Raw genomic sequence first — 20,664 nt, 5'->3', positions numbered from 1 at the left:
ACACAGTGAGCAAGGAACAGTCGGAGCAGGATATAAGCAATGATATCGCCATCGTCAGCATGGTGTGCCGGTTCCCCGGGGTGGATACCGTGGAGCAGTATTGGGAGCTTCTAGCTAGTGGGACGGATGCGCTTCAGCTAAGCCCCGCACCGGCAGGACCAGGCATAGAACCCCTGAACCGCTTGGGGAGCGAAGGTCTGATTCCGGTGAATACTTCATTGAAGGAAACTGAGAAATTTGATGCTGCCTTCTTCAAGCTGACCAGCAGGGAAGCCGAAATCACCGATCCGCAGCATCGGCTTTTTATGGAGAGCGCCTGGGAGGTACTGGAGAAGGCAGGGTATAACCCGCTGAATTATCCCGGACTGATTGGTTTGTTCGCGGGAGTCAGCACCAGTACTTACCTGATTAACCACTTGCTTGCGGACAGGGACCGGAACGAATCCGTCAGTGATTTGCAGCTTATGATCGCCAATGACAAGGACCATATGACCGCCCAAATTGCTTATCGCCTAAATATTTGCGGACCTGTCGTTGCCGTACAAACTTCTTGTTCGACTTCTCTCGTAGCAACGCATCTGGCCTGTGAAAGTCTGCTCAGCGGACAATGCGACCTTGCACTGGCAGGGGGCGTGACGCTCAAATTTCCGCAAGTTCCGGGCTATCTGCATCGCCAAGGAGGGCTGACCGCAGCAGATGGGATGATTCGCGCTTTTGACGCAGTGGCTACTGGGACTGTATACAGCAATGGCCTGGGAATCGTCGTCTTGAAAAGGCTTGAAGATGCACTCCGGGACGGAGATATGATCCAGGCCGTAATCAAAGGTTCGGCAATTAACAGCGACGGCGCTAACCGGATCGGCTACGCTGCTCCCGGTGTAGATGGCCAGGCGGCGGTCATTGCTGAAGCCATGAGCATCGCCCAAGTCCAGCCGGATGCAATCAGCTACGTTGAAGCTCACGGCAGCGGCACGCCGCTTGGAGATGATATTGAGCTTGAGGCGCTAAGCAGAGCGTTTGCAGCGGCGCACTCCAACCGTTTTTGTGCAATTGGTTCAGCCAAAACCAACATCGGCCATGTCGAGATGGCTTCTGGGGCAGCCGGTCTGATCAAAACAGCCTTGGCGCTCAAGCACCGGAAAATTCCGGCAAGCCTTCATTTTGAGACACCGAATCCCAAGCTTGAAGAGTATAGTAGCCCCTTCTACGTGAATGATATGCTTGCTGACTGGGATGCCGGGGCACATGGGCGGTATGCCGGAGTCAGCTCCTTTGGACTAGGTGGAATCAATGCCCATTTGGTGCTTACGGAAGCACCGGTTCAGGCGGAAGGGGATGCGGAGAACCGCTGCGAGCTTCTGGTCCTGTCGGCCAAGACAGCAAGTGCGCTGGAGCGGATGTGCGCCAATATGGCGGCCCATATAGAAATACACCCGCAGCTTAATCTAAGCGACGTGGCTTATACCCTTAAGACAGGACGGGCGGTATTTGCCGTTTCAAAAGCTATTGTTTTTCGCGGGCGCACCGATCTGCTGGAGCAGCTAAGGGCTGCGAGTGTAACGGGTACTACACGTCAGGGCTCTGCAGCGGAGGGCAAGCTGGCAGTTTGTTTAAGCTTCTCCCAAAGCTGTGTGCTCTCTGCAGATGAGGCTCGCGATTTATACGAATCAAATACGTCATTTCAGCAGTTGATTAGTGAGCTGTCCGACCAAATCCGCCGCTCGTATCCACTCGACCTGAGACATTATGTTCGGTCCGCCCTTGCACCTGAAGCTTCTTCCGCTACCGGGAGAATGCTGTCGTTTGCGTTGCAATTGGCGCTTAGCCGCCTGTTCCTTGGCTGGGGCATCCAAGCCTCTTCCATCGTTGGTACAGGTATAGGCAACTGGGTCAGACTGGTGTTGAAGGGCGAATGCGCCTTGGAGGATGCTTTACAACAGCTCTACAGCGACGACAAGGATCATAATTCAGGTCATGCGCCTGTGCAGGTAGAGCAGGTCTATGTCCTGAACCTGGGCAAGCCCAGCCAATCCGACGGGCAGATTGCAGCGGCAGGCCAAGCACCCGGACTATATTGGCTGCAAAGTGAAATCGCCCGATTATGGCTGGCAGGCGCTGAACTGGATTGGGCGCTGTATTACGAAGGAGAACGCAGACGCAAGCTGGAGCTCCCAACCTATCCTTTTGAACGAGATGTATTCTGGATTGGCCCTTCCAGCGGACGTGTCACAGCAGCTGTTGAGAGTGACAGCCGCCAAGGGAACAGAACGGCAGACAATAACTATTATCATCAGAAAGTCGAAGAAATCTGGGAGCAGAGCCTTGGGCTCGAGATCGCGGATGGACAGGAGACCTTCTTCGAGCTGGGCGGGCATTCCCTGCTGGCGACCCAAATTTTGTTTGTGATGAACAAGACCTTCCGAACGGAAATTACGCTCCAGCAATTTTTCGATCATCCTACTGTGGACGATCTGGCTGCATTGGCAGCGGAGCAAGCCGGGCAAGGCATCAGTGCGTATACTGATCTTCCCGAGGTGCAGATTGCCTTGGCGGAGCGGTATGATCCCTTTCCACTGACCGATGTGCAAAAGGCCTACTGGATCGGCCGTTCGGAGGGCCTAGAGCTTGGAAATGTATCGACCCATATGTATTTTGAAAATGATGTCGCTGACCTTAATCTAAGCACGTTCCAGCAGGCGTTCCAAGCGCTGATTGACCGTCATGACATGCTTCGCTCAGTGATTCTTCCGGATGGGCAGCAGCAGATTCTGCCTCAAGTTCCCAGCTATGTGATCCGTTCCTATGACATCACCTCTTTTGGGGAAGAGGAGCGAAGCGCCCATGTACGGTCCATTCGTGAAGAGATGTCGCACCAGGTGCTGGATTGCTGCCAGTGGCCGTTGTTTGATGTCCGCGCGACGCGGCTGCCAGAAGGCCGGGTCCGGCTGCATATCAGCGTCGATCTGCTAATCGCTGATGCCTGGAGCCTGGAGCTGCTGCTGCGCGAGCTCTCTGTACTTTATCTGAATCCAGCCCATGTCTTTGAGCCGCTGACCTTGTCCTTCCGCGATTATGTGCTGGCTACTGCAGAGATTGAAAAAAGCGAATTATTCCGCCGCTCCGAAACGTACTGGAAGGGCCGGCTGGACTCCCTGCCAATGGGACCGCAGTTTGAACTGGTGAAGGAACCGTCCCAAGTGCTGAAGCCGGAATTCAGACGGCGGCAGCATGTCATTTCCGCCTCACACTGGAAGCAGCTCAAAAAGAGAGCAGAAGGTTATGGCATTACCTCAACGGTGGCTTTACTGTCTGCTTTTTCGGAGGTGCTGACGTTATGGAGCCGTAAGGCGCATTTCGCCCTTAATCTGACCTTATTCAACCGTCTGCCGATCCATCCCGAAGTGGGCGAAGTCATTGGGGACTTCACCTCCCTGACTCTGCTGGAAATTGACAACCGCGAACCGGGTGCCTTCATCAACCGGGCCCAGCGCCATCAGCGCAGGCTGCTTGAGGATATGGATCACCGCTATTTCAGCGGTGTGCGGGTGACAAGGGAGCTGCTGGCCAAATACAAAGAGCCATCGAAGGCGATTGTACCCGTAATCTTCACGAGCATTCTGAATCAGACGGAACAAGCTGCGCCCGAAGGCCAGCCCGCACAGGCCTTGCAGGAGGATCGCTACAGTGTCTCGCAGACTCCTCAGGTGTGGCTGGATCACCAGGTGCTGGAACGGGATGGGGAACTGCATTTCAATTGGGACTCTGTAGATGAACTGTTCCCGGCCGGCATGCTGGACGAGATGTTCGTTGCGTATTGCGAGCTGCTGGACATGCTGGCTAAGGATGCACAAGTCTGGGATGAACCACTGCCCCTGAGTATGGAGCTTTCGCGCAGGATGCCGCACCGCGAACGTCTTCATGAGGTTGCAACATTCCATACCCGGCCACTACTGCCTAATCCGTCACCTGGATCACTGCTGGAGCGTTACCACAACAATGTACGGCAACGACCGTCCGCAGTGGCACTTATCGCCTCTGGAGGGCAGCTTAGTTATTCCGAATTGAATGACTACGCTGATTACGTTGCCGGTCAGCTTATCCTAAATGGAACCCGTCCGGGCGAACCGGTGGCCGTTGTGATGCACAAGGGCTGGGAGCAGATTGCTGCCGTTCTTGGGATTCTCAAGGCTGGCTGCGCGTATCTGCCCGTGGATGCCTCGCTTCCCCAAGCCCGGATAGCTGAGCTTCTGCGGCTTGGACAAGTCGCAAATGCCGTCATTCAGCCCGATTTGGATCACTCCGATTGGCCGCAGCTTATGCCCGTTGTTCTTAACGGACAGTGCAAGGCGGACGGCAAATACGGAGCAGAGGACCCGGAGGCAGCGGACCGCCTGGCGTATATTATGTTCACTTCAGGGAGCACGGGCGTTCCCAAAGGTGTCATGGTCAATCACCGCTCTGTTCTCAATACCACTGAAGATATTCTTCACACTTATAAAGTTGGACCGCATGATGTCATGTTCGGCTTGTCTGCGCTGAACTTTGACCTGTCCGTGTTTGATATCTTCGGCATGCTCTCTGCAGGAGGCACACTCGTTCTGCCAGACAAGGATCATCTCCGGGACCCTGCACATTGGCTGGAGCTGATGAACCGGACAGGCGTAACCCTCTGGAATACAGTTCCTGCACTCCTCAGCATGCTTACGGAACTGGTCAAAGATACGAATTCGCCAGTCTGCAGCTCGCTGCGTCTGGCTCTGCTTAGCGGTGACTGGATACCGTTGGGCTTGCCTCAAGCAATCAGCCGGTTGAAGCCAGGGCTTGAGGTGGTCTCATTAGGCGGTGCCACCGAAGCAGCCATCTGGTCGATTGCTTACCCGGTTCAGGAGGTGTTGCCTGGCTGGACCAGCATTCCTTACGGACGTTCACTCGCCAATCAACGGGTATACGTGCTGAATGAACGGATGGAGGAGTGCCCTATAGGCGTATGCGGGGAATTGTATATTGGGGGGGAAGGCCTCGCTATGGGCTACTGGCAGGATGAACTGCGAACCCTGGAACGATTCATCCGTCATCCTCTGACCGGCCAGCGGCTCTACCGCACCGGCGATCTCGGGAGATATGCGGAGGACGGAAATATAGAATTCCTGGGCCGGGAGGATTTGCAGATTAAGGTACGCGGGCATCGCATTGAGCTAGGCGAGATCGAAGCTGCCCTGAAATCCCATCCGTATATCAAGGAGGCTACCGTAATCAGCCAAGGGGAAGGCGAACGCAAACGGCTGTCCGCCTATGTGACCGTGGACCGTGAACAGGCTTACGGTGTCGCGGGGATGGCCGGGCAGGAATTGATTACGGGGGCTGTGGACCGGATGTTGTTCAAGCTGAATGAACCCGCATTGCGAAATAATTTATCCGGTAAAAGCTACAGTCTGGGCGATGCAGCGGAAGGCAACGATCCATTCTTGCGGCGGCGCAGCTACCGCAGCTTTGTGAAGGAACCGATTTCCCAGCAGCAATTCGGGGCATTTACGTCCGCTTTGTCACAAAGGACTTTCGATGGTCTTCCTTTTCCCAAGTTCCAATATGGTTCTGCAGGCGGGCTGTATCCAGTCCAGGTCTACTTCCATCTGAAGCCTGGAGCGGTAGAGGATCTGCCTGGCGGGCTGTATTATTACAACCGCAAGGAGCATCAGCTTGTACTGCTCGAAGAACATCCAAGGATGGATGCTGCTATTCATGCACCGGGGAACCGTGAAGTTTTTGAAGCTTCGGCCTTCCAGATTTTCCTGATCGGCTGCATGGATGCAATCGTCCCTATGTATGGACAGAAGGATGGCCTGGGCTATTCGATGATGGAAGCCGGGATCATCTCGCAGCTCCTGGAAGATAAAGGTCCTGAACACGGAATTGGCTTAATTCAAATGGGTACTCTGGGCTTCGAACACATCCGCCCAATGTTCCGGCTGCGTAGTAACGATGTATATCTGCATTGCCTGCTTGGAGGCGGGATTACGCCTGAGCAGATGACTCTGTCTGGACAGGTGGAAGAGATGAACCTCTATTCTTCCAATAAAACCACAACCAAGGAGAGCAAACCGGACATCGGCAAAGCCCTGACCGTTTATTTAAAAGAGAAATTGCCTTCATACATGGTGCCGTCCGCTATACTGGAGCTGGAGAATTTCCCGCTGACAGCCAATGGCAAAGTAGACCGCAAAGCGCTTGCGCTTCTGGCACCGCAGCTCCCGGAAACCGATGAAGCGGCCGCTATGACGACAGGCGAACTCCCCTCTGGATCCGCTCCGTTGCTGCAGCAGATTGCGGATGCCTGGCGCAAAGTTCTGAACCGCCAGGATATTGGCCTGCAAGATAACTTCTTCGATCTTGGTGGTGATTCGATCAGTATGGTTGCGCTCTTCCGCGAATTACAGGAGGATTATGGAAGCAGGCTGACCATGATCGAACTATTCAGGTATCCGACGATTAAAGATCTCTGTGAATTTCTGCTGGAAGATGCGGCAGATTTACCGCCGCAGAATGGCTTGCCCCTGGAGCGTGAACGGGCTGATTCCCGGCGCAGTTCCCTGGCCCAGTTAGCCGGCAAACAGCGGCAAGGCCGATAAACAACCAAAATTCAGGAGGGAACAGAACATGAAGAAATTTATGCTGCTATTATTTATTGCGCTGCTGGCCTGTCCGAGTGGCACTGCCTTATCGGCAGCCGCTCCAGCGGTCAAGATCTCGTGGAATGGAACACCGATTACCTTTACAGGGGCCTCACCGGTTCAGGAGGGCAAGTCCTGGCTCGTACCGATCCGGCCTGTCTCCGAAGAACTGGGCGCAGATTTGCAATGGGCTGCCAAAGAAAAGAAGCTTACCCTGTCAACATTTGCCCGGACGGCAATACTGGTTATCGGCAGCAAGCAAATGAAGGTCAACGAGCAGACCATTACTCTTCATACAGCCCCTAGACAGCACCAGTCCGCCATCCTCGTTCCACTGGAGGCGCTGGAGGCGATTGGGCTTGTAACAGCCTGGAATCCGGCGAAAACCGCAGTGGATCTGAAACCAGAGTTCACCGTTGTTAAAAAGTACATTTTCCCAATTCAGGTTGCAAGCATCCGTTACCGCGGCCAATATGAGGAAATTACCAAGGTCTTTACCCTGCTTGACAGCAAAGTGAAAGATGTAATCAATGGTCAAGGCATGAGTTTGTATTATGAGCAGAATTATGAACTAGGACATGACACAGAGATTTGCATTCCGGTCAGCAAGGCTGTGGAAGGCGAGTCTATAGAATACAAGGGCCAGAAGATTCCAATAGTTACCAAAACGCTGGAAGGCGGTTATTTCCTGTCTGTGGTTCACCAGGGAACGCCGGATACGCTGGGTGACGTCTGGGCGCAAATGGACTTATATGCTAAAAATACAGGAGTCCAGCTTACATCACCGTCGCGGGAAGTATATGTGCATGAGGATCTGAAGGATTACCGTAAACAGGTTACCGAAATTCAGCTCCGGTTCAAAGACCTATGAAGCATTATAACGAAGGTACGTTTTGCTGGGCCGAGCTGGGCAGCGGTGATCCGGCAGCATCTGCTGCATTTTATACCGCATTATTTCCTTGGAGTACGCAAACGACAACTATGGAAGATGGGCGAAGCTACACGGTATTCCAATCGGACGAACGAGATGTGGCTGCCATGTATTCCTTAGGTGATCCTAAGCTGGCCTCTTTCTGGGGCTGTTACATTGCTGTTCAGGACGTGGAGTTCTCAGCTGAACGGGCCCAGTCACTGGGAGCGGAAATGCTCATTGCTCCAAGACGCATAGCGGACAAGGGCGCTATGTGTGCATTCCGTGATCCTACCGGAGCGATGGTGGCCTTATGGGAAGCGGCAGAGCATCTGGGATCGGGCGTTCAGCACGAACCGTACTCTATCGACTGGCATGAGCTGTATACAACTGATCTGAACGCCGCCGCTCATTTTTATACTGAACTACTGGGGTGGTCAATGGAAGAAGTGCCTACTCCGTCAGGCCGTTATCTCCAGTTCAAAGTTGGAGCAGACTATGTAGCCGGCATGAAGGCAATTCCCCAGGACATGGCGAACATGAGCAGTGGCTGGGGATTATATTTCAAGGTTTCCGGATGCGAGAAGGTCTCTCAGCAAGCGGTAGCCTTGGGAGCTGCTGTGGTAATCTCCTCAATGCCTGTGCCGGGTGGCGGGACATGTTCCACTTTGCAAGACCCGCAGGGAGCTTTCTTTTCGATCCAGCACAGGTTCTAGACACAAATTCTACCGGGATAGTCCTAAACAACCGTTTGGTTATCCCGGATATTTCAAAAAGAATAGTGAGGTAGTGACACAATGACCTACTTGCAAATTACCAAAGAAAACATCAAACAAGAACATATCTGCTGCGCCCTGGGCGCGAAGCAATATGAGCAGGCGGTCCGGGACAAAAAGCAATGGCTGAGCGAACGGATGGAGGAAGGGCTGGTTTTGTACCGGCTGAATGACCGGGCCAAGGTTTTTATTGAATATTTGCCTGCCGAGAAGGCTTGGATCCCGCTTAATGCCCCTAACTATATGTACATTAACTGCCTGTGGGTATCTGGAAGACACAAGGACAATGGTCATTCCAAACAGCTTCTGGATAAGTGCAAGGCAGATGCCCAAGCCTTGGGCATGGATGGCATTGTACATATTGTCAGCAAGAAGAAAATGCCTTATTTGAGCGATAAACGTTTTTTTGAGTATATGGGATTTCAAATCACCGATGAAGCAGATCCTTATTTCGAGTTGGCAGTACTCAAATGGAACGATGAGGGGAAGCACCCGTCTTTTGCACATTCCGTGAAGTCTGCGCCAGCCACGGGCGACGGGATTTGTATTTATTACACAGCACAATGTCCTTTTGCCGTTGGCGTTTTGGAGGATTTGCGGTCAGTGGCGAAGGAGAGGGGTGTACCGTTTACGGCTCATCTCCTGACTACCCGGGAGGAAGCCCAGGCCGCCCCTTCGGTCTGGACAACCTTCAGTCTGTTTCTTAATGGTACGTTCATCACTCACGAGATTATGAGTCCGGGCAAGTTCGCGAAACTGCTCGACAGCGCCAAATAGTAAGGATACAGGGAGGAAGAAACTTGAATTTAACTTATCTTACCGCTTCCGATGTGATCCGGCTGCTTGAACAGGGTGAGGTGAATTCCAGGCAACTGCTGGATCACTATTATGGCCGGATGGACCTTGTGAATGAAGGGCTCAATGCCGTGGTGCAGCAGCAGCGGGAAACTGCCTACGCCCAGGCGGATCAGGCCGACCGGGACAGAAAAGAAGGCCGTAGGTACGGGCCACTGCATGGTCTGCCGCTTACGGTCAAGGAGTCATTTAATGTCAGCGGGATGCTTACAACCTCTGGAGCCCCGCATTTAAAACATAACATTGCTACAGAGCATGCGGCCACGGTGCAACGATTGATTCAGGCCGGAGCGATCGTTATGGGGAAAACCAACGTACCGGTGATGACTGCAGACTGGCAGACTTATAATGATCTATACGGCACGACCAACAACCCATGGAACACAAACTTGACACCAGGGGGTTCATCTGGCGGCAGTGCGGCCGCTTTGGCGTCTGATTGCACGCCTGTGGAATTCGGTAGCGATCTGATCGGCTGCCTGCGGATTCCTGCGCATTATACCGGTGTATATGCCCATCGCTGCAGTCTTGGAATGCTGTCGCTTAGAGGACATGTTCCCGGCAATCCTCCCGGTGATCCAAGCGAACCCGATTTGTCGGCGGCTGGCCCGCTGGCCCGAAGCGCCAAGGATCTGCGGCTGATGATGGATGTGCTGTATGATCCCTGGGTAGATGTGCCTGTCCCTCCTGATTTCCGCACTAACACATTAAAGGAGCAAGCGAAGATTAAAGTCCTGACCTGGTTTGAAGCTCCTGAGCATGAAATAGATGAACGTATTAAACGCAGATATGCTGATTTTACCGCAGGTTTATCAAGGATGGAGGGGGTGGAGGTTCACCACGGAATGCCTCCTGAGATCCAAATGGACAAGTTGTTCGACCTGGCTATGAAGCTGTCAGGACGGCTTGTCGGCACCTCATTCAATTCAAGGCAACGCCTGACTGCAAGTCTGGCCTCCCTTGGCCTGCGGGCATCCCGTTTGGTGACGAAGGCTTTTCCTGAAGGGCTAGAGGACTATTACCGGGCAATGAATCAGAGTGAGGGGGAACAAGAGGAAACGGACCGCCTGCGTCAGGAATATAACCGTGTGATCACTTCCTTACTTCAGGAATATGATGTTCTGCTGCTTCCCATCAGTCCGGTATTGGCAATTCCCCACATGCAGCAGGCGGTAACTAGAAGGATTCTGGAAGTGAATGGACGGGCAGCTGGATATAACGAGCATTTAATCTGGAATATCCTCGCGACTGTCTTTGGGCTGCCTGCCACAATTTTGCCGCTGAACCGCTCTAGCGATGAATTACCTTGTGGAATCCAGATTATCAGTGGGCATTTCAAGGATCATATCACCATTGACTTTGCCGAAATATGCGAGTCATTGACAGAGGGATTTCAAATTCCTCCTGGCTATTCATAACTGCACTACTCACCTTACATTTTCAAAATCACGATAAATATTATTTTCATCTTCAATAGTTTACGGATAGAAATGAGTAATAAAAGCACAGGGCCGCGGCTATGTGCTTTTTATTTGGCGGACGCTTATGCCGGGCAGCGCATGTATAGCCCCCGCCTGCTCTGTTATGTAAACGGCTCAAGCCGTTTCACTTTGCGATGCCTCGCGTTCTGCGGCCGATTGTACCTCAAGCTTACGGACAAGGGAGGGAAGTGAAAAAAGGTAGAAGAAGCTGACGGCTACTGTAGCTAGCGCGAGTATATAGTGCAGCCAAGTCACCGAAAGCCAGACGGGAAAGGCCAGGGCGACAATGCCCAGTGCCATGGAGTGGCCCAGCATCATGACCGGATCAATCAAAGCATTAACCCGGCCCATATTACGGGCGGGAACCAGTTCGGGCATCCAGCTGCCAAGAACGATATTGATTGGCGCAATTGCAATACCCGCGAGCAGAATAATGACTAAGTATACCTCGACCCGACGGGCAAAACCCAGGCCCCCAATAAGCAGGCTGGCTACGAATAACCCCGTTATAAGCACCGGAGTCCGGGTGAAGCGGGCAATAAGACGAGGACCGAGAATGCTGCCCAGCAGGAAGCCGATACCCAGAAAAACGGTAATCATCGAGGAATAGACGACATAATTATCCGGACTCAGCTTATATTTCATTGCAAAAATCGGAAGCACAGCAAACACACCATTTACGATCCCAAAGAACATAAATCCGCTGATAAGTACGAGCAGCAGCCGATTTCCGGTGATATAACGAAGACCCTGCCAGAAATCTGTAATGAGGTGCGAAAAGCGAAGCTCGCGAATATGGCTCTTGCCGTTAGGCATCCGGGCATTCTCGGGAAAATCCCCCCAGGCCAGCAGCAGACCCGAGATTAGAAAACTGGCACCGTCGACGATGATAGCGCCTTCAATTCCAACAAAATGATAAGCGGTCGCTCCCAGACTCATCCCGAATAACATGAACATTCCCATAACGATCTGGTTCAACCCTGATGCCTGAACATACTGGTCATGACCGATGCTTCCCTGCAGCAGCCCCATCTCAGCCGGACCAAAAAATTTGGAGATCGAGCTGCGCAGAAACAGGACCAGAAAACATAGCACGATTAGATCGTAATGCACGAATACCAGCAGCAGCAGGGTCAATCCGGCACGGATCCAATCGCTGTATGCGGCGATATGCTTTCGGTCGAACCGGTCGGCCACAACACCGACGATCCAGAATACAGCCAGTGTAGGCAAGGAATACATCAACTCAGCGGTCGTTGCCAGGGAGGGGCGCTCGCTGAACCGGTCTACCAGATAATAGGCAAATGCCATGTTGCCGACCACCGTACCCAGTTGGGAAGAAAAAGCCGCAATAAACAGCTTGCAGAACACAGGATTGCGAAAAAGTGACTTCATTAAATCTCCTCCCTTAAACCCAAGAAATCCATTGCTTGGCCGGCTGACGGTTGAAGCAGACTGTACAGATAGTGAAGTAGTGCATTGAATTGCATACCGGTATCCGCTTGCCTGGTGCCAACCGTGATGGAATGTGTAACAATACCTTCCTGAAAGGAGGAGACCACCCTGGATATCTCACTAAGATCCATGACTGGAGTAAATTCGCCGCGGCTTACCCCCGTCCGAAGCAAATCTGCAAAGCGTTCGATGCCTCTTTCGTACCGTCTTTCAAGCAGCTCTCTGCGTGGAGAATCACGCCAGCCGACTAGAAAATACTCGTAAAAAGCAGACATCATTCCACCGCCCTCCATTTGCTCCAAATCATGAAGCTGCTGGGTATAGAGTGTGATAATGACTTGCCACATAGATGATGAAGCAGCCTTCAAGTATTCAAGATACTGTTCATACTCAAGATCCTGACGATCCAGCAATGCTTCAAAAATTTCCTCCTTCGTTTGATAATAGAGGTAAATCCAGCCCCGGCTCATGCCTGCTTCCTCGATAATATCCTTCAATGAGACCGCGCCGTAGCCTTTTCTAATAAATACGCTTTTAGCAGCATCCAATATCTGCCGGCTTCGCTGTTCTTTACGGTGATCCGTTAATCGGGGAGACATTTACCCGCCACCTTTCTAATTACCCAAAATGAACCGCGTGTCATTATTATTTTAATGACACGCGGTTCATTTTGCAACAAATAAATAGGAGGCTGGAAGAGGAAGGCAGTCAGCCGTCCTACCGTGGCCATGTCGTAGTATCGAATCTGAATTCCAAGGGTCAGACTGTTATTTCCGGCATAAAAGCGGAGCTGGAACGGTTCAGGGAAAGGATACACGCAATTGGAGCCAGAGCAGCATTAATTCCGGCCGGTGCCGCCTTTCACAGCCCATTAATGTCCGCTGAGTAATGAAAGCTCCAGATACGTATCCCTTTGCTCGCGCTTCCTTTTGCCACTTTTATAACGTGCTTTCCCCCAGTCCACTGTCCTTTGAAACTGACTCACGGATTCATTCTTTGGGGGCATCATCCGCCACATTATTTATTTCTACTTCCAATTGAGTTGAGTCTAAACTATTGGCTGATAAAAAATTCTTTCACATACTTAATTTAGAAATTAAGGGTGATATATTAAAATTCCATGGGAAAAAGTCGATATACAGTAAATTAAAGGAATTGCATGAAGGAGATGACACAATGGCAATGTCAGCGGTTAGCTATGAACATTTGCATATACTTCCTTTTGAGATGAGACTGCATCATGTGACGTTGGTCAAGAAAATCAATGACCACGCCAAATTAACGTTTACGGGCATGATCTCGGAAGATAGGGAAGAGCATTATGTACGGATGGCGGATGAGAATACCCCGGTAGAGCTTCTGTATACCGACGAGAATGGAAATAGCAAGCGATTGTTTCATGGCACGATCCTCAAACTCCGTGTCAAGGTCGATAAGGAAGCCTACTGGCTGGAAGCGGAAGCCATCTCTCATACCCACGCAATGGATCTCAAACCGCAGACGCGTTCCTACCAGAACAATTCTACGCTCATTCCCGATTTAATGCAGAAGATCAGCGGGTACTACCCCAATGGGCAAAGCTTTAATACGTTTGAGGAAGATAAAAGACTGGATGCGTATACCCTTCAATACCAGGAGACAGACTGGCAGTTTCTGAAGCGGCTGGCCTCCCGTTATCACACGGTGCTGGTTCCTGTATCCACGGAAGACAGCGTTCGCGTGTATTTGGGCATTCCAGATCATCGGGACGCAGGCAGGATCGAAGCTACACATTACCGGATGTACAAGGATATATTAGCCTTCAAAAAAGAGGCGGGAAACGGAGAGAGCGGGCTTAGTGAACGGGATTATATTTGTTATGAAGTGATGCTGAACAATCAGGTGCTTGAACTTGGAGATCAGGTCACCTTCAAAGGCCAGCAGCTTCACGTGTTCGAGGTACGGACCGAAATGAAGCAGGGTCTGCTTACACATCACTACACCCTCTGTCTGAAACGGGCAGCTTACCGGCGCATGAGGTCTAATTCCAAGCTGATAGGCTCTTCCCTCTCAGGAAAAGTCATGGAAGTGGTCCGGGATGAGGTCAAGGTGCAGCTCGATTACGATCAGGACTGGAGCCTCGCGATCGCTAGCCCCTTTCCGTACTCCACGATGTATGCCTCGGACGATCAGACGGGATGGTACTGTATGCCGGAAAAAGGCGACGCTGTCCGGATCTATTTCCCCAATGCGAAGGAAGCAGAAGGCATTGCACTCAGTTCTGTGCGGAAAAAGGTGCCGGAAGAAGCAATGGCTCCCGCATCCAAGCCGGGCAGTACATCTGCTGCTGCAGGCAGACACAGCCAAAATGTGACGACGACCGTAATCCAGCAAGAACAGCTGCAGCCTGTTATTCATTACGACAAGGATGTAAAGGAAGATTTAATGGCCAACCCGAACACGAAGTTCTTGTTGACACCAACCGGCCAGAAGATCACGTTCGAGGAAGATAAAATCGTCATTACCGGTGCGACCGGGGGCGCAACTCTTACTTTAACGAGTGCGGGCACGATTATTCTGAATTGTGAGAATAAGATTACACTGCAGGCCAGCAAGCAAATTGAAATGGTCTCGGAATCCATTATGATGGTTGCCAACCAGATTGAAATGTCCACCAAGGACGGAAACGGCGGCTTTACGATGGATCAGGGGCAGGTAGTGATTAAAGGCATCGAAGTGCTGATGAATCAATAGAACACACCGAAGAGAGGAGCGCACGGGATGCACGATCTGGAGATATGGAACCATTTTATAGCAGAAGATGTCCTGCCTCAGCGAAATGAGCAGATTAAATCCTTACATACCTATTACGTTCAGCATAAAAAACAGATCATTGCCCAACTCGTCCCGTTGTTTGACCAGTTCTGCGAAAAGGTACGACTCCAGCAGCAAGAGGGGCAATTAATGAAATGCGCCTACCTTCATCTCTCCCTGCTGCGGACGAGCCTGAACGAAGGGAAACCCGTCTATATGCTGGAGGCCAGCGACAGGGACACGGAAAGCAAGGTGCAGCTGACACCTTTTCATTATGATGCAAGCTGGATCTATAGATTCGCGGACGCTTGGGATCAAGCATGTGAGGAGAAGCGCAGACGTTATTTAAGCCGTATTCACCGCCATTCGTTCGAAGTCTGGAAGGCCAGACAGCTGTATCCGTTCCACATCTATATGGTACATGCTGTTCGTTATGCCATGGATACCGTCCGGCAGCTTGTTTCTTTTCAAAGCCTGGAGAAAGACAGTGCTTTTGAAGTGCGTGTCGGTCAATTTCGGGACCCTGAGGTCAGTGAATCTGTGTATCGCATCAATGAAAGGCAACGTTCCTCCATTACTTGCAAAGGGTGGCTGGAAAATAGGTCGGATCAGGAATACATCTATGAACATATTGCCAAGGTCAACTTGTCCCGTGGCCATTACGAAGGTGTTGATCTGAGTTATGCAAGGTTTGAAGAGGTGACGCTGACAGGAAGTCATTTCGGGGGCAGCCGAATGCTCGGTACCCGCTTCGAGCGCTGTGTGTGCGATCAGGCCGATTTTCGCAAGAGTCTTCTGGTGGATGCGGACTTTCGCGATTGTGACCTGACTTCTGCAAGGTTCGACCATATGCTGGGAATTCGGGACATGGCGGCAGAAGCACATGGCTTGGTATTCGGCATGAATGGCGTGTTGTTTCAACAGGCCAATCTGACACTAGCCAGCTTTCAGGGCGCGAGAATTGCCGGAGATTTCACAGGTGCGCAGCTGGAAGGGACGGATTTCACAGGCGCAGACTTGACAGGAAGCCGAATGCTGGAGCGGGATGCTGCTTCAGTAACACTGACCAAGGAACAGCGTGACACGATGATCTGGGTGGGGGAGGCCCAGCATGAGTAGCATGAAATACTTCGTGCTGGAGCATGACCGGCGCTTGCCGGCAAATGGAGTGAATCTGGCGTTCCCGGAACGTATGCTGAAAGGTTATGGGTGTGCCGGGCCGCAGGAAATCGTCTATACCAAGCCGGGAAATCTCCTCTCTGCCAGCAGTCTGATCGAACATCCGATACTGCTGGTCAGCGAGGAGCTGCAGGCAACTGTAACCAAGCAGTTACCGGACATTCCTTATAAAAGTGTGGTCGTAATGGACTTGGAACAGCAGGGGCAATTTTATTATGCCTGGATGGACTTTCCGGAAATTCCTTGTCTTGCACCTAACCGCACAGAGACGGAAAACGGACGGATTCACACCCTTTGGGTAGACACAGAAGCATTAAAGGAAACGGCAATTTTTCAAATACCATATTACCGGAGTCGTGTACTGGTTGCACGTGTGGACATCGCTGAGAGCTTGCTAAGAAAAAGTCTGTATGGCTTAAGTGTCAGACCTATCCGGTTGGCGAGAGGAGAAAAAACTTGAAATGGGAATTATGGATACCCTCTTGACGAAAAGCACGCTTAACAAGCTCCTGGAATCCCCGTGGCGAAGCGAGGATACGTATGTGACAGCCGGGGCTTATATGCATTGCTCGCGAGGCACACATGAGGAAGTGCTGAACAAGCAGGACCCGAACGGTATGTACATAAATGGCAGGCCGATGTTGACGGTGAAGGATTGTGTGACATCCACCTCGGAACCGGGAACGATTCAGGGCGCTATTCCCTTTGACCGAATGGGACAGGAGCTCGATGGAAACTTCTATTCGTTCGGCTATTGCCGGAGTGATATGAATCCGCTGAAGGCGGCTGAGAAAACCTTGGGTTTTACAGATCCTTCGTATATGGTCGACCCCGATCCGGAGGAACCCACCGCAGGCCAGTTTATTTATCCTTGTGCGCCAAAGCTGATGCCAACGGTGCTGGGACCTTCATCTGCAGGAGGCCCATCCACTGAGCCGCAATTCAAGCTGTCAGGTGCAGTATCTGCGCTGACCACATTGCTGGAGCGCTTAGCAGGCGCTCAGACAGAGTGGACCAACGGCAGTCCGAATGTTTCTATTCAAGGGGTACAGGCGCTGACCAGCAAGTCCTGCTTATTTTGCCAGTATGGAGGTCAGATCCGGTTGCTCACGAATGGAATGGACCCGGCGCCGCCTGAGTTCTCCGCGAGATAAAGAAGAGAGGTGATGGTGAGGGCATGGGAGCAGAGTATCAAGGGGATGGCTACGAGCTGCAGTGGCCTTATGAGCTAAAAGCGATCCGCAGTTTCCGGATTGAACGGAAATTTAATACACATGCGCGGTGCACGTTTACGGCGGTCATGACTGAAGAAGAAGCGGAAGCCTGCTTGCTGAGAAGCAGCTTCGAAGACAGCCTTGTCTTCCGCAAACCGGCCAAGCCGCGGGTGGAGAGCTGGTTCGCCGGCGGTATTACGAATGTAGATATCCAAATGGAAGACGGGATTCCTCATGTGCAAATCGAGGCGCTCTCACGCAGCTATGCGATGGATATGGAGCCGAAGAACCGGTCGTACCAGAATAAACATCTGACTTATTCGGAAGCCATCGCGAAGCTTACTGCGAACTATCCCGGAGGGGATGCGCACAATATGGCGACGGGCAAGCAGGACGCCCTGGGCACCTTAATGGTTCAATACGGTGAAACTGACTGGCAGTTTATGAAACGGCTGGCTTCCCGGGTAGGGACAGTGATCTTGCCGGATGTCACACTGGATGCACCGCGCGTCTATTTCGGCGTGCCGGACCTGTCCTGGGGAGAGGAGCTGAAGTCCAAGCATTATACGGTCTTAAAGGACCGGGCCGCCTATGAAGAGCTGAAGGCGCATGCGGAAGGAACGGAAGCGGATCAGCTCCATGAGGGGGATTTTGTCCGTTATCGGGTTGTCAGCGGTCAATATTTCCAGGTCGGAGACGATGTTCTTTTTAAGAATCAGATGTGGGTCGTCTCCGAATCGGTGATCAGCTTTGAATCCGGGCTGCTGCAGTATGAATATGTGCTGGTGAAACGCCAGACACTGCGAAGGAAGTCGCGGCGCAATGAGGCGATTCAAGGGGCATCCCTTGAAGGCCGGGTCGTGAAACGGGCTAACAATATGGTGAAGGTGCACCTGGACATCGATGCCGGGCATGACGCACAAGGGAACTGGTGGTTTCCGTACTCTGGGGAAGGGAACAATATCTTTCACTGTCTGCCGGAGGAAGGTGCGCGGATCAAGGTGTATTTTCCAAGCGGGGTAGAGAAGAAGGCGATGGCGATTAACTCAGTTCGCGGCGGAAGCGAGGAGATGAAGAGCCGGACAGTGTTCCAGAAGCCGACGACGAAGGTGTTCGAGATGCCGGGCGAAGCGAAAATGCAGCTGGGAGACGACGGCGTCCTGTTCCAGAAAGGGACGGTCAGCCTGCATCTGGATGGCGGGAACATTACCGTTAAGGCCAGCGAGGATCTATTGCTGGTGGCGAGCAACCGGATGGAGCTGGGAAGCGGGGGCGGAAAGGGAATACTGGAATCCATCCGGATGCGGGCTTCGCAGCAGATTACGCTGCAAACGAACGCCGCCCATTATATGGTCGTCAGCGAGAAGCGGGTGGGGATCCATAGCAGCAAGATCGACTTCCAGAAAGTCGAAGTAGATTACATGGAGCTGCTGACGGATGCCGAGCTGAAGGAGCTGTATATTGACGAACTGGCCAAAGGTGAAATCATGATGCAAGAAATAGATTTAAGCCTTAAATTAGGTGCGGCCACGCAATTAACAGAAGGGCAAAGAGCGGATATCCGCTCCAAAGTGGCGGCTGAAGCGAGCGGCAATCCGGGTACCCAAGAAGCGGCACGAAGCTGGATGGGCGGGAAGTCGGCGGAAGAGCAGCAGAGCGCCTATAAGAAGAGGTATGGCCAGCCGCCCGCCAGCGAGCCGGAGAAGCAGGGCGAGGAAGAAAAACAAGCGGAGCTGGAGAAGAACCAGCAGCTCTATGAGGTGGAGGACCGGAACCGGACAGCGGTTCATGCCTGGAATCAAAGTGCGGAGAGGATCATAGAGCAAGGCAGAAAGGAAGGTAAATCGCAAGCGGAGATCGAGGCGATGATACCAGCACAGCCAGAACTGGCCGCAAGCGCACCTCAGCAAAGCAAGCAGCCGGGAGTTATGGAGCGACTACTGGCTGCAACGGGAATCCGTCATCTGGTGGACCAGATGACGCCTGTCCTGGAGCCCGCGCTGGATGACTGGCTGCTGCAGAATGTCGTGCCGCAGAAACCGGATTATCTGAGCAAAAAAATGGAGAAAACAGTATACTTATCTCGATATACGTTCCAGGTATTAATCCTAGACCCCCAAATGCTGATCGCGGAGTTCAACCTCTTATTCGGCGTGGTGGCGATCATCTCGGCGATTCCGACAGCCGGAGGATCGTTATATCTCTTGGCGGCTGCAGACATCGCCTTTAGCGTAGGTGTGATCGTGGTCAACGTGGAGAAATTGAACGATCTCAAGAACGGAAACGCCTATACGAATCCGACCTTCCTCGGCATGGACCAGTCACTGCTGGATGGACTGGGGATTGGCATCGCCTTTGTGAGCCTGGCCAGTCTGCTCAAGCACGGCTTGTATAAGGCAGCGGATAAAATAGCGAACCGCAAGAATATTGCGGCGCTGGATGATGCTTTGAAGGCGTTGACGAACGAAGCGGACACCGCTGCTAAACTTAAAACAAACCTGCCCCATGAAATGGTGGTTAAAGATGGCGGTTTGATGGATGACCTAGCAAGGAGCAAGAGTCTTGCAGGGGCAGATGATGCCAGGACAGTGGGAAAACCAAAAGCGGAGGGTTCGTCGCGGTCAGTTGAGGGGACGGCTAAAGTAACGAAAACAAAAAAGGAAAAGATTGATCCACCACCTTATGATAGAGAGAGAATATTAAGAAACATTGAAGAAAGTAAAAAAGCTCGTGAAGCCTCCAATTTCGATAAGTATTTACAAGAAGAAAAGAAACTTCTTGAGAAGTTGAACAAGGGGACGGATGAACTTAGTCTTAATAAAGTAAAGAAAAATACACCAGGAATTGGAGGAGAACTCTATCGACGTAGTCAAGAACTTCGAGATTTGTTGCCTGAAGAAATAAGAGATTTAGGTAACTATGGACTAGCCCGTGTTGAGATTCCTGGATTAAAGAAAGAATTTAAAGCGCATAGTCAAATTCAGGATGCAGATCAGAAATGGTCAGAAGGTTACTCTCCTTTACCACCCGAAAAGATCGAAGAACGAATATTCGAGCCTAAAGATGTTAATCCGTGGAATGAGGTAGATAGAGAGGGGGCTTATAGTAGGAAATGGGATACCGAGTATAAAATTCTCGAAGATGTTGCAAAACAACTCGGTGGCAGCAAAGGGGCTGTGAATAAAGATGTAACTGGAAAAATTGATTTCTATACTGATAGAGAACCATGTGCCAGTTGTACACCTATCATCCAGGAATTTAAAGAAATGTTTCCTAATGTAGAATTGGTTATTTACTTTAACCGTAATTTAAAAAAGAGATAGTTTTGGAGGC

At 51.7% G+C, this 20,664-nt stretch carries 12 protein-coding genes; 10 read left to right on the top strand and 2 right to left on the bottom strand.

The annotated features are described in order from the left end of the window. The first annotated feature begins 5 nt into the window (after positions 1–5). The 5 genes from NYE29_RS26395 (at position 6) to NYE29_RS26375 (ending at position 10,627) form a co-directional block, all read left to right on the top strand. Positions 6–6,626, top strand: a complete 6,621-nt coding sequence (locus NYE29_RS26395) for an amino acid adenylation domain-containing protein (protein WP_340898104.1) — start codon at positions 6–8, stop codon at positions 6,624–6,626. 28 nt (positions 6,627–6,654) lie between these two features. Then, complete coding sequence (locus tag NYE29_RS26390) at positions 6,655–7,539, top strand: stalk domain-containing protein (RefSeq protein WP_076110851.1); 885 nt, start codon at positions 6,655–6,657, stop codon at positions 7,537–7,539. Further along, positions 7,536–8,294, top strand: coding sequence for a VOC family protein (locus NYE29_RS26385; RefSeq protein ID WP_340898103.1), 759 nt, complete (start codon positions 7,536–7,538; stop codon positions 8,292–8,294). The genes NYE29_RS26390 and NYE29_RS26385 overlap by 4 nt, the downstream gene beginning before the upstream one ends. An 81-nt stretch (positions 8,295–8,375) precedes the next feature. Further along, positions 8,376–9,131 carry a GNAT family N-acetyltransferase gene (locus NYE29_RS26380; RefSeq protein WP_340898102.1) on the top strand — a complete coding sequence of 252 codons (756 nt, stop codon included), beginning with the start codon at positions 8,376–8,378 and terminating at the stop codon, positions 9,129–9,131. Between the two features lie 23 nt (positions 9,132–9,154). After that, on the top strand, positions 9,155–10,627 hold the full coding sequence (locus NYE29_RS26375; RefSeq protein ID WP_340898101.1) for an amidase family protein: 1,473 nt from the start codon (positions 9,155–9,157) through the stop codon (positions 10,625–10,627). Between the two features lie 177 nt (positions 10,628–10,804). On the opposite strand, the gene NYE29_RS26370 is transcribed toward NYE29_RS26375, so the two are convergent. Both NYE29_RS26370 and NYE29_RS26365 read right to left on the bottom strand, forming a co-directional pair. Further along, on the bottom strand, positions 10,805–12,085 hold the full coding sequence (locus NYE29_RS26370; RefSeq protein WP_340898100.1) for an MFS transporter: 1,281 nt from the start codon (positions 12,083–12,085) through the stop codon (positions 10,805–10,807). Continuing rightward, entirely contained in the window at positions 12,085–12,744 is a 660-nt protein-coding gene (locus NYE29_RS26365) for a TetR family transcriptional regulator (protein ID WP_076110846.1), read from the bottom strand. The genes NYE29_RS26370 and NYE29_RS26365 overlap by 1 nt, the downstream gene beginning before the upstream one ends. 577 nt (positions 12,745–13,321) lie before the next feature. On the opposite strand from NYE29_RS26365, the gene NYE29_RS26360 reads away from it, so the two are divergent. From NYE29_RS26360 to NYE29_RS26340, 5 genes are read left to right on the top strand one after another with little or no spacing between them, the layout of a single operon-like run. After that, the gene (locus tag NYE29_RS26360; RefSeq protein WP_076110845.1) at positions 13,322–14,878 is read left to right on the top strand and encodes a contractile injection system protein, VgrG/Pvc8 family; all 1,557 of its coding nucleotides are present in this window, start codon (positions 13,322–13,324) and stop codon (positions 14,876–14,878) included. Between the two features lie 27 nt (positions 14,879–14,905). Continuing rightward, positions 14,906–16,057 carry a pentapeptide repeat-containing protein gene (locus NYE29_RS26355; protein WP_340898099.1) on the top strand — a complete coding sequence of 384 codons (1,152 nt, stop codon included), beginning with the start codon at positions 14,906–14,908 and terminating at the stop codon, positions 16,055–16,057. Further along, positions 16,050–16,577 (top strand): hypothetical protein, encoded by a 528-nt coding sequence (locus tag NYE29_RS26350; RefSeq protein ID WP_340898098.1) that lies wholly within the window; start codon positions 16,050–16,052, stop codon positions 16,575–16,577. Before NYE29_RS26355 ends, NYE29_RS26350 begins: the two co-directional genes overlap by 8 nt. 1 nt (position 16,578) lies before the next feature. Next, positions 16,579–17,271 (top strand): PAAR-like protein, encoded by a 693-nt coding sequence (locus tag NYE29_RS26345; RefSeq protein WP_340898097.1) that lies wholly within the window; start codon positions 16,579–16,581, stop codon positions 17,269–17,271. A 23-nt stretch (positions 17,272–17,294) separates the two neighbouring features. Continuing rightward, complete coding sequence (locus NYE29_RS26340) at positions 17,295–20,654, top strand: deaminase domain-containing protein (protein WP_340898096.1); 3,360 nt, start codon at positions 17,295–17,297, stop codon at positions 20,652–20,654. The last annotated feature ends 10 nt before the right edge of the window (positions 20,655–20,664 follow it).

Source organism: Paenibacillus sp. FSL M7-1046 (assembly GCF_038007405.1).
Classification (GTDB): Bacteria; Bacillota; Bacilli; order Paenibacillales; family Paenibacillaceae; genus Paenibacillus_AQ.
Note: the sequence above shows the minus strand (reverse complement) of the source record. Positions and strands in the feature narration are given on the sequence as shown.